This is a genomic window from Gracilibacillus thailandensis (assembly GCF_010994055.1).
Lineage (GTDB): Bacteria > Bacillota > Bacilli > Bacillales > Amphibacillaceae > Gracilibacillus > Gracilibacillus lacisalsi.
On the sequence record NZ_WJID01000048.1, the window covers coordinates 1 to 11119 of the forward strand.

11 protein-coding genes and 1 riboswitch are annotated in these 11119 nt (G+C 38.3%); of the genes, 2 read left to right on the top strand and 9 right to left on the bottom strand.

Annotated features, from left to right (window positions below; translation table 11 throughout):
- The coding region (locus GH715_RS14150; RefSeq protein ID WP_163578670.1) for a BclA C-terminal domain-containing protein at positions 1 to 544 on the top strand (544 nt) is incomplete at its 5' end.
- Positions 545 to 638: 94 nt separating this feature from the next.
- On the opposite strand, the gene GH715_RS14155 is transcribed toward GH715_RS14150, so the two are convergent.
- The 7 genes from GH715_RS14155 to GH715_RS14185 all read right to left on the bottom strand — a co-directional run bounded on the left by GH715_RS14155 (position 639) and on the right by GH715_RS14185 (position 8455).
- On the bottom strand, positions 639 to 1520 hold the full coding sequence (locus GH715_RS14155) for a BMQ_0737 family morphogenetic spore coat protein (protein WP_153836381.1): 882 nt from the start codon (positions 1518 to 1520) through the stop codon (positions 639 to 641).
- 226 nt (positions 1521 to 1746) lie between these two features.
- Positions 1747 to 3048, bottom strand: coding sequence for an NCS2 family permease (locus GH715_RS14160; protein ID WP_163578671.1), 1302 nt, complete (start codon positions 3046 to 3048; stop codon positions 1747 to 1749).
- Between the two features lie 98 nt (positions 3049 to 3146).
- Positions 3147 to 3249: riboswitch (purine riboswitch) on the bottom strand.
- A gap of 71 nt (positions 3250 to 3320) precedes the next feature.
- Positions 3321 to 3881 (bottom strand): DUF3267 domain-containing protein, encoded by a 561-nt coding sequence (locus tag GH715_RS14165; RefSeq protein ID WP_153836380.1) that lies wholly within the window; start codon positions 3879 to 3881, stop codon positions 3321 to 3323.
- A gap of 219 nt (positions 3882 to 4100) precedes the next feature.
- Positions 4101 to 4943 carry a metal ABC transporter permease gene (locus tag GH715_RS14170; protein WP_153836379.1) on the bottom strand — a complete coding sequence of 281 codons (843 nt, stop codon included), beginning with the start codon at positions 4941 to 4943 and terminating at the stop codon, positions 4101 to 4103.
- Positions 4889 to 5599, bottom strand: coding sequence for a metal ABC transporter ATP-binding protein (locus tag GH715_RS14175; RefSeq protein ID WP_153836378.1), 711 nt, complete (start codon positions 5597 to 5599; stop codon positions 4889 to 4891). The genes GH715_RS14170 and GH715_RS14175 overlap by 55 nt, the downstream gene beginning before the upstream one ends.
- Positions 5600 to 5651: 52 nt before the next feature.
- Positions 5652 to 7265, bottom strand: a complete 1614-nt coding sequence (locus GH715_RS14180) for a metal ABC transporter solute-binding protein, Zn/Mn family (RefSeq protein WP_153836377.1) — start codon at positions 7263 to 7265, stop codon at positions 5652 to 5654.
- 185 nt (positions 7266 to 7450) lie between these two features.
- Complete coding sequence (locus GH715_RS14185) at positions 7451 to 8455, bottom strand: ZinT family metal-binding protein (RefSeq protein WP_153836376.1); 1005 nt, start codon at positions 8453 to 8455, stop codon at positions 7451 to 7453.
- Between the two features lie 431 nt (positions 8456 to 8886).
- Between GH715_RS14185 and GH715_RS14190 the strand changes: the two genes are divergently transcribed.
- Positions 8887 to 9408: a GNAT family N-acetyltransferase gene (locus GH715_RS14190; protein WP_153836375.1), complete on the top strand. Its 522-nt coding sequence runs from the start codon at positions 8887 to 8889 to the stop codon at positions 9406 to 9408.
- 404 nt (positions 9409 to 9812) lie between these two features.
- On the opposite strand, the gene GH715_RS21895 is transcribed toward GH715_RS14190, so the two are convergent.
- Together GH715_RS21895 and GH715_RS14200 are read right to left on the bottom strand one after the other, a co-directional pair.
- Complete coding sequence (locus GH715_RS21895; RefSeq protein ID WP_153836374.1) at positions 9813 to 9956, bottom strand: hypothetical protein; 144 nt, start codon at positions 9954 to 9956, stop codon at positions 9813 to 9815.
- 179 nt (positions 9957 to 10135) lie between these two features.
- Complete coding sequence (locus GH715_RS14200) at positions 10136 to 10852, bottom strand: DNA alkylation repair protein (protein WP_153836373.1); 717 nt, start codon at positions 10850 to 10852, stop codon at positions 10136 to 10138.
- Positions 10853 to 11119: the final 267 nt, after the last annotated feature.

An 11119-nucleotide genomic window follows, 5' to 3' on the forward strand; every position in this document is an offset into this window, starting at 1 on the left:
CGCTGGACCTCAAGGACCTGCTGGACCGGTTGGACCCGAGGGACCAATTGGACCTGAAGGGCCAGAGGGACCACAGGGGCCTGAAGGACCGGTTGGACCCGAAGGACCTGAAGGACCGGCTGGACCTGTCATAACAGAAACTTCTGGTTTTGCAGCTAACACTTCACAATCAGTTATTTCAGTTATACTTGGAGGTACACCTGTACCTTTACCAGATGCTCAGAATTTAAATGGCATTACAGCCAATGCCGCCAATACAGAATTTACCGTTACAGAAACCGGTCGATATTTCATTCAATTCAATGTAAACTTCACGGCAGGTTTATTAGTGGGCGCACGACTTTTGATAAATGGTACACCATTAGAAAGTTCGGAAAGAAACCCAGTTCTTACAGTTAGTAATCTAAACGCATTTGTTATTACAAACTTAAATGCTGGAGATACCGTTACACTTGAACTATTTGGGCTGTTAGGTCTTGCAACTTTACAAGCTGGGCAAGGTGCTGCATTAACCATCGTACGATTAGATGACACACTTGTGTAATGAAACAAAAGGCTTTTCGTCCGTATTGGACGAAAAGCCTTTGTTTTATAGATTAAGTAGAGGAGATAACAGACAGTGAATACCATGTTAAACCTTAACAATTATATACACTTTCACGTATATCTTTTCTTGGTTCACATAAATCTCCTTCTATATGAACAATTGCTTTATAAAAGGATTGAACACTTAAGCAAAAATCTATATTCAAACATACTTTCAAACCATTTTTATAACTTTTTTCATCAATAATATTGGCATTGCAGTTAATTTGATCTATTGAACACTTAATCTTTGTCCCTTCAGGTGCACAAAGAAGCACTGTTTTCATAATAGATATCGGAAACGTACATAATACAACACAATCATCACTTGCATTCACCATTTTCACCGTTACATGACCTTCTAATAATAGACTTACTTTCTGCAAAGATGACGTATGAAAAGTCTCACTTCGACTAATCTCTTTGCAAACAAGCGGATTCTCTCTATCTGTCCGTATTGGATCTCCATTTTCATCTGATAAAAAGCATGAAACTTTCTTTGGATTGTCATCTATTTTTGCTTCTTCGCAAATCAGGTAATGGACAACTATTGTTAACATCGCCTCACAATTTATTCCATCCCCACAACCATTTGCACATAACACGGAAAGATTTTCTAATTCACCAATCGTCCCGCTGAAAGTATTACTTTCCGATACTTGTGCTATTTCTTCATCGTTAGCAAATATAATCAAATCGCACACACAACTTCCCTTGTGCTCAATCGAAAATGTTGCTGCATGAACCGTATCTCCAACAGCCTGCCAAATAGTTGTTGGGAGGTTGTTCTCACAATTGACATTAAAATTTATACAAATACAATCTTCCATTTCTTTGACACTCTGTCTCACTGGAATGAATTTGCATTTGCTAATATTTTCATCTATTGTAATCCAATCATAAACAATTGGCACTTTTACACAATGTTCGGGCATTCAAACACTCTCCCGTCTATTAGTTTATAGTAGTATATGCCCGTCTAACATAGCCTGTGTAGTCAGTCTTTCATAGTTATGTAAAATAAATAGGTATAACAAATAAGAAATAGGTAAAATAGTGAAGCACAAACAACTAGTTTGGATAGCAACAGTTTTGAAAGGGGTGATAGCGGAAATTCACTCAAAATGAAGGCTCTGGCAAATGCCAGAGCCTCCCATTACTTTAATGTAAAAATGCTAAATACAAGACGAAGATAACAAATAGGAACCACATCACTGGATGAATCTCTTTTACTTTACCTTTAGCTACCTTTGTAATCGGGTAGAAAATAAAACCTACCGCGATACCTGTGGCAATACTATATGTTAATGGCATGGTTACAACTGTTAAAAACGCTGGTACAGCCACATCAAATTCATCCCATGGAATATCTTTTAAGGATGATGCCATTAATACCCCAACAATAATTAATGCTGGTGCGGTCACAGCATTAGTCACTACCCCTAATAATGGTGAAAAGAATAACGCTAAAATGAACAATATGGCTGTTATCACTGATGCGAAACCTGAACGTCCACCTGCACCAACACCAGTTGCAGATTCTACATATGAAGTAGTTGTTGATGTTCCTAAAGTTGCACCTACTACAGTAGCAGCTGAATCTGAGAATAGCGCTTTTCCTGCTCTTGGTAGTTTATTATCCTTTAATAAACCTGCCTTCGAAGCAACTGCAACTAAGGTACCTGCCGTATCAAAAAAGTCGACGAATAAGAACGTTAAAATAACGACTAGCATTTCTAAAGTAAAGACTTCTCCTAAATGAGCAAATGCAGCCCCAAATGTCGGAGCCATACTAGGTACAGGCGCAACAATTTGCTCAGGAATTGGCACCTGACTAAAGATCATCCCAACAATGGCTGTGATGATCATTCCGTAAAATACTCCACCTTTCAACCCGATAGCAAGTAGAATAACCGTAATAACAATACCAAAAACCGCTAATAAAGTAGTCCCCACCGTCAAATCACCTAATGCAACTAGGGTAGACGGATCTGCAATAATAATTTCAGCATTTTGAAAACCAATAAATGCAATAAACAAACCAATACCTGCACCAACTGCCAGCTTCAAAACAGGAGGAATTGCATTAATTACTTTTTCGCGAATACCTGTAAGTGTCAAAATAATAAAGATAATACCCGATACGAAAACACCCGCTAACGCTGTTTCCCATGGAATTCCATGACCTAGAACAACTGAATAAGTAAAAAATGCATTTAATCCCATCCCTGGCGCAAGCGCGATAGGATATTTAGCAAAAACACCCATAATTAACGTACCAATTGCTGCAGCAAGAGCTGTCGCAACAAATACTGCATTCTTATCCATACCAGTTCCATCTGTAGCTAACATATCAGGATTAACAAACAAAATATAGGCCATAGCTAAAAAGGTTGTAATACCTGCTACTGTTTCCGTACGATAGTTTGTCCCCAATCGATCAAATTCAAAATATTTTCTCACTTTTACTTCCCCCCTATAGTTCATTAACCAAACAAAAAACACTCTTAGAGATTCCAAGAGTGTTTCTTTACAATTCGGCGTAGTTTAAATAAAAATAATATATCCTACATCCTCCTCGTAGTCAGAGCAATTTACGGTGCTCTGGTAGAAACTCTTGGGCCATATTCCCAACATTATACGACGAATGTTTATGGTTGATATGAAGTTGCATTAATATATTACTATATTACTAGGCAGCTTTGATTTAGTCAAGACTAAATCCGAATATTTTTTTATCTTTCTATAGTATTGTTCGCTTTTACTTCCTCGAATATTTTAATCCCTTCTGCAGTATCTTCAATCAGAATCGGGCGATTTTTGTTACGCCATAACTTATAGCAATAGTAAAAGTCGCCAACACAACCAGATGTATGTATCGCAAACAGTAAATAGAGGGCCACCCGATTAATGGGAAAAGCAGACGACAACAAGACTAATAAAGTGATAATAACAAAAGGCATGATCACAATCAAAGTGAATTGTTGTTTGTTGTATTTCGTGCCCGGATTAGCTGCATAGAGCATGCCACTTTTGAATCCATATTGCACCTTGGACCCAGGAGCAAATACTTTAAAGAAGATGCCATGAATCCATTCATGCAAGAAGAAGGTAAGGACTAAAGTGATGAAGAAGCTAAAAAAGCCTAAGGCAGTAATCGAGCCAGACAGCTCTGGTGATAAGATTAAACCAACGGCTATCAACACGAAGAACATCACCATAGCCCATACATTCAACCATACAACTAACTTTCGATCAACCAAGATATTGATTTCGTCGATCAACTTTAGGTTCATTTGTATTCCACCTTTTTTCTTTTATTTTAGCATAAATTGGAATAGAAAATCCTAGGTCTCTATCACTTTAATATGCTAACCAAGGCTATGAATCAGAAAAAGTTGATTAACTTGGATATCTACCCTATCGCAGCCAATGGATCCGATATTTATACTACATGATAGCTTTTTTAAAAAAGAAGTCGCAACATTTTTAGCGTTGCGACTTCTTTTCTATTCTCATATATTACTTTTCTTAAAAAATCTATCAAATTTAATGTAACGAAATACATTCTTGATAAATGCTGTGATAGCAAAAACCACTATTAAAATTAATGTAATTGTAGCTCCCGGGGGAGTACCTACTTGATAAGAAGCGACTAAGCCACTTAACATCCCTATTAATGCAATAACTATTCCAATTAAAATAACACCATTGAAACTTTTACTTAAGCGCATCGAGATAGCAGCAGGTAAAACGATGATGGTTGAAACCAACAAAGCCCCAACGATAGGCATAATCACAGCAATGGTTATCCCTGTTAATACATTAAACAAAACAGACATCGTTTTGATAGGCAGACCAGCGGTGAAAGCTGTTTCTTCATCAAATGTCAAAATATACATAGGTTTTCGAAAAACTAAATATAGTAGACTAATAATAATGGTTAGCACTAATAACATCCATACTTGCTGCTCACTAATGGTGACGATCGAACCAAATAAAAATTGGTTCATACTTAAAGTTGCTCCGCCATCATTTAACCCCATCAGGACTAATGCTAGAGCCATTCCGGCTGACATCAAAATCGCAATAGAAATTTCCGAATAAGTGCGATAGACCGCACGCAAATATTCAAGTAATATCGCAATCACCGCTACCACTAACATATTAGTCCATGTTGGATTAACACCAATTAACAAGCCCAGTGCTACACCTGCTAAGGAGACATGTGATAAAGTATCTGCCATTAGAGATTGTCTACGTAAAATTAAAAACAAGCCTAAAACTGGTGCAATTAATGATATTAAGAGTGAGGCTTGGAAAGCTCTTTGCATGAATCCATGGAAAAACATCTCCAAGGCGAGTCCTCCTTCCTCACTAGCTCAATATGTTTATCAGCATAGTGGCGAATTTCTTCATGATCGTGGGTGACCATTAAAATACCTTTACCATGTTCTTTACAATTGTGTTCCAGTAACTTATAGAATTCTTCTCGAGAATTCATATCCATACCTGTAGTAGGTTCATCTAGTACGAACAAATCAGGATCTGTTGCAAATACACGCGCGAGAGAAATTCGCTGTTTTTGTCCACCAGATAGTTCTCCGATTTTCTTATGCCGCATGTCCCACATTCCCACTGATTCAAGTGAACGTTGGACACGCATCTTATCTTCTTTATCTAAACGTTTAAACCATTTACCTCTCTGATAGCGCCCAGATTGCACAAGCTCCAGTACAGTGCTTGGAAAGCCAGCGTTAAAGGATGCAACTTGCTGGGAAACGTATCCGACAACTAACTTCTCACCAAAACGATTTTGGGAAGCGATTCGGACACTACCTTTCGATGGCTTAAGTAACCCCAAAATATTGCGTAATAGTGTCGTCTTTGCTGCACCATTTTCTCCTGTTAGCATTACAAAATCTTCTGCATCTACTTCAAATGAAATATTTTCTAACACTGGTTCTTCTTCGTACTGAAAGGCAAGGTTTTTCACTTCAATATAATGCACCATTAAGCGACCTTTCTTTTATGATATTCTTTCGACTTATGATTTAAAAATCCTGTTATTGAACACTTAACTGTAAAGCTTCCAAGTTCTGACGCATTGCATCGACGTATCCTAGATCCTCTGCTTGTAATTCTTCAGACAATACTTCTAAATCATACATAGCTGCTGTCTCTGTTCCTGTTTCAGTAGCGACAGTTTCTGCTATTGCTGAATTAGCGCCCTGTTGATAATAAATAACTGGAACATCATGCTCTTCCACTAGGTTTGCAATTTCAGCAATACGTGATGGACTTGGTTCTACTTCTGTAGATAAACCGCCAATAGCGATTTGCTCTAAATTATATCGGTTTGCAAGGTATCCAAATGCTTGGTGTTGCACTACAAAAGCACGATTCTCTGCATCCCAAAGTTTTGCTTGATATTCTTCATCTAATGCTTGAAGCTTTTCATTAAAGGCTTCCGCATTTTCTTCATAAATTTCTTTTCCGTCTGGATCTGCTTCAATTAGTGCATCACGAATAACATTCACTTGTTCTTGTGCTAATACCGGATCTAACCAAATATGTGGATCGTGTGATTCATGATCATCAATGATAATGGACACTGGCTCAGATTCCGCATACGTATTATGATCGTTGTCATAAAGTACCGCTTTGACTTCAAAGCTTTCTCCAGTCGTTTCATATTCAAAGTGATCGGTTTGCTGATCAGATACAACTTCCCATTCCTCATCTTCACTTTCACGTGTAAACCAGTGCCAATGATCATACTCTATATCTCCATCGAGCTGAGCAACAAGTGTAACTACATCTCCTGTATGATAATGATCCGCCAAGCCGGCGATTTCCATGGTATCATTTCTATGTTCACTATCTTGACTAGATTTCTCATCATGAGTATGTTCCTCTTCGTGACCATGTTCGTGGTCATGCCCAATTTCTTCACCATGACTATGATCGTGTCCTTCATGATCATCTATAACAATTTCTACTGGCTCTGATTCTGCATATTCATTATGTTCATCATCGAAAAGTACCGCTCGAAGTTCGAAACTTTCTCCGGAGGCTTCATATTCGAATACAGGTCCTACTTGATCCGAAACAGTCGCCCATTCCTCATCAGCACTTTCCCTTGTATACCAGTGCCAGTGATCATATTCTGCATCTTCATCTAATTCCGCTGTTAATTCGATCTTGTCACCAGTGTGATAATGATCTGCAACTCCTTGAATGTTTATATTTCCAATAGCTTCTTGATTTTCCTCGTCCTCATGATCATGGTCATGATCTGAACCTTCAGTATTAACTAAATCAACACCATCTGCTGTACGAGCTATTACAAGATCATCGTTCTCTACTGTATTTAATAAACTCTCTACCCAATGTTCCATTTCTTCACTGCTATACACCAATACATCTGCTTCATTAACACCTGCTACATCTTGTGCGCTTGGTTCATAATGGTGTGCATCTTCTCCGGCAGAGACCATCAGTGATACATCCGCTCGATCCCCTGCTACTTGTTGCGTAAATTCATACATTGGATAAAACGATGTGACAACTGATAACTTTTCATTTGCAGTGCTTTCACCCTCATTTTGATTACATCCCAAGAGAGTAGCACACATAATGAAACTAAATAAAACAGTGACTAACCAATTTCTTTTCATTATCCATTCTCCTTACACCACTTTATACGTAATGATTACGATTTAGACACTAAAAAAATACCTTCTTTGTTATATTCATTACATTTTTTATTATCTTATGATAAAGTCAGACTTCCCTCAGGTTTGTTAGCCCTTGAGGGGTAACAAATTCTTATCAAACCATTGGAATAACGTCGTTCAAACAATTAATGTGCTAGCATTTCCTGAACGATTCCATCCTTATCTAATTCGGAAGGATAATACGTTGGCCAATTCGTAACTTCCTCTAACAGTTCTTCACGATCATCTCCCCAATATAAGTGATAATGATGAGAATCGACCGGGAATATATTATGATCACTAAATTGAATATACTGAGGCATTTCACCTGATCCATCCACTAATTCAAATATAAATCGTACACCTCTATTACCTGCTTCATAAGTAAGAATCTCGTAACCATCTGATTTGTACTCTCCTGAATATTCATTTCCATTTTCAAAAAAGGTTACCTGGCCACCCTCAATAATGATGCGCTCAACATCCGTTTCGTATCCAATAGTGTAGTACTCCTTATACTCTTCTGCTGTCATATCTCCATCTTCTGCTTTATGTTCAAACACTTCATCTAAATCTCCAGATAACAGATATGGATAAACAGATTGCCAATCCCCTTCCCAATCTGACAATTCACGATCTTCTACTTGACTATCTTCAAAGTAACCTTCATAGATTTGTTGACTTTCTTCATCATGTCCATGATGGTCATCAATGATAACTTCAACTGGTGCGGACTGAACACTAGGCTCGTGATCATCGTCGAATAAAACTGCTTTAATTTCTAATCCATCGACTGTCGCTTCACCTGTAAACGTTTCTGACTCCTGTCCTGAAACAACTTCCCATTCAGCTTCTTCACTTTCTCTACTATACCAGTGCCAATGATCGAAATCCGACTCTTCTTCTAACACTGCAGTAAGCTCAATTGTATCTCCTGTATGGTAGTGGTCAGCAACTCCTTCGATTTCAATACCTTCGGGTGCTTCAATATTTTCTTCTTCATCTTCATGGTGGTCATGTTTCTCATCTGTATGTACTTCTTGTTCTTCTCCCTCTGTTCCATCCACTTGCTCACCTTCTGTGCCTTGACATGCAGTTAGATAAAAACTGATTAACAATAAAATTGATAAACTAGTAAGTAATCTTTTCATTCTTCTTCCCTCTCCTATTCATTTTTTCTATAATCATCATTATTACGTTTTGGATAGTAGCATTTATTTATCTTCTCGACCAATAGATTTAACTTTAAGCCTACCTAGCAACGTTCTCCTTTCTATAAAGAATCAATATAACTATCCAAAGAAGCTCAAATCGTAATCATTACGATTACATGATATTATAAACCATTAAACTCGAAACGTAAATAGTAATGATTATGATTTATGCGATATTAGTCATTTTGTTTGGGAGTCGTTAGGAAGTTGGTCATCTTTTGATAGAAACTATTATTCTTTTAGCTTTATCGTTATGAAGAACAATTTAAAACCATTTGCTTTCTTTAAGAAGTGCGTTTTGCTTGTTAAAACGGTCTAAACTCGGTAATAATAAGAAAACACATTTTAAAAAATCGGAGGATTAAACGATGTTCGTCTATACACGAAAAGCAACGATACATGATGCAGAAGCAATCATGTCGATTTTAAATGATGGAATTGCCTATTTAAAGGAGCAAGGGGTGCCACAATGGCAAAATGGGGAAGGCCCGACACCTGAATTAATTAAACAGGATATCAAAAAAGGATATGCACATGTCTTAATCTACGATAACAAGGTAGCTGGGTACGGTGCGTTAGTTCCTGGACCAGAAGCGCCTTACGAAAATATAACGGAAGGATCATGGGAAGAACAAGAAGATTCTTACATCGTTATCCATAGAATTGCGGTAGATTTACATGTCCGTGGAAAAGGGTTATCTAAAATATTATTACATGATTTAATTGTACTCTCACGTCAAATGGAATTTAAAGATGTACGTGTTGATACATATCCGAAAAATGAGATTATGCAAAAAGTGATTGTGAATGCAGGATTTAATTATAGTGGAATGATCTATTTTCCTATTGAACACGGAGAGCGTAAAGCATATCAGCTTTTGCTTGATTGATAGTTAGACTAAGAATAGCCCAAACCTGATGGTGGTTACCCCCAAAGTTAGAGTTTTATTATGAAGCTGATTGGCTGAATTGAGTTCGGTATTCAACTGGACTCAATCCAGCCCTGGTGATACGGATAGGGCAGTTCCTTGGAAGGGGGCGAGTTCATTTTCCAAAGACTTGGCTTTCGGATGACGGAGTTCTTCGCCAAATCTTAGAATAACAATAACCGATAGTTTGTTTCATTATAGAGTTTCGTGCCGTTCGTGACTTCAACAACAAGCCCGTTGGGTTTGCTGATTAGTAGCGGCAGCATGTAGTGACTTATAATGATATGGATGTCTATGGCCAGATTTAGCATACGCATCCCGTTTTCTAATGAATGTTCCCACACAGGGACATTCCACTCTACCATTTATTCGCCGCCCCAGATATTGTTGACCAAATTATTCGGTTGACCATGCCCGCGTTCAATTCCAGCGATTAAAGCCTGAATCTGAATAGGATCGAGGTGATCGATTGGCACCGCAATTCCGGTGCCATCCGCCTGATCAACCAATACAGCGGTTTCTTCACTCGTTTTCGTCGGTTTTATTCAGAGCACCTCGTCCTTGTTGTACGTCCAGTGACATAGACCGTTGTACCTGTAGCCCCCAATTCAATGGCGCTACCTATGCCTGCCCCCCCCGAGTTCCTCCAGCTACAAAGCCACTTTCCCTGACATAGGCTTCATCATTGCTACCTCTCTTTCTTCTTTAGAGTTAAGTAGTAGTCCCTTGTACTTTTATCAAACTTCTCTATAGCGTATCTCAAGGTGACTCTGGGCATGGTGTGAGCGTGTTTATTTAAGAAAGATTTCAGCTTATCTTCGTCTTTCTTGCCAGCTTCACGAATAAAACTGCCCACAGCCTTGTTGATTAAATCTTCAGGATCATGTACCAAAATCTCAGCGATAGCAAATGTGTCCTCCGTGTTGCCGGCTTTGATAAAGCTATACGTACTTACCATAGCTGTTCTTCGTTCCCAAATATTAGAGGAGTGTGCCATTTCGTACAGTTTATCCTTTGGTTTATCCAACAAATAAGTCCCGATTACAGAAGGTGCCGCTCTATCAACGAAATCCCAGTTGTTGATTCGATCATGTCTCCGTATATATAGATCGTACAAAGCTTGCCTGTTTTCCTCCGGGAGTTTCTTGGCTTTGGCCTGAAAATCCATAATGCTCACAGCGCCCATTCTCACTTCATAATAATCGCTTTCCAGAAGCCGTTCGACTTCGCTTAAAGTCATATCCTTAAATTGCTTAGCAATTTGGAATACCGTACGCATGTTAAGACCTAAGCACTTCGTGTTTTCATCCGAACCTTTAAAAAACTTTTTCACTTTTTCGATTTCCGCTTCATTTTGATGTTGCTGCAACTCATGTATAAAGCGTTCAGAGGTATAAGTATCCAAGAATGCAAAACTCCTTTCGATTTGTTGGAATAAAAGTATAGCATACTAACGATTCCCATATTTCTTCTAGATTGCTACAAGCGAGGAATCACTCCTTAAATAAACGCGAACAACGAGCTATCAACTGCGCTTTATTTGCTCAGACTGATCTGTTTCTTAAACGAGACATTTCCGTTCCGTTTGATGATTGTAGATTGAACTACCCCCACTTAACCTCCTTTCAGGATATTTGAAGTGGGGGATTCTTGGGAACAGAGCGTACTTATT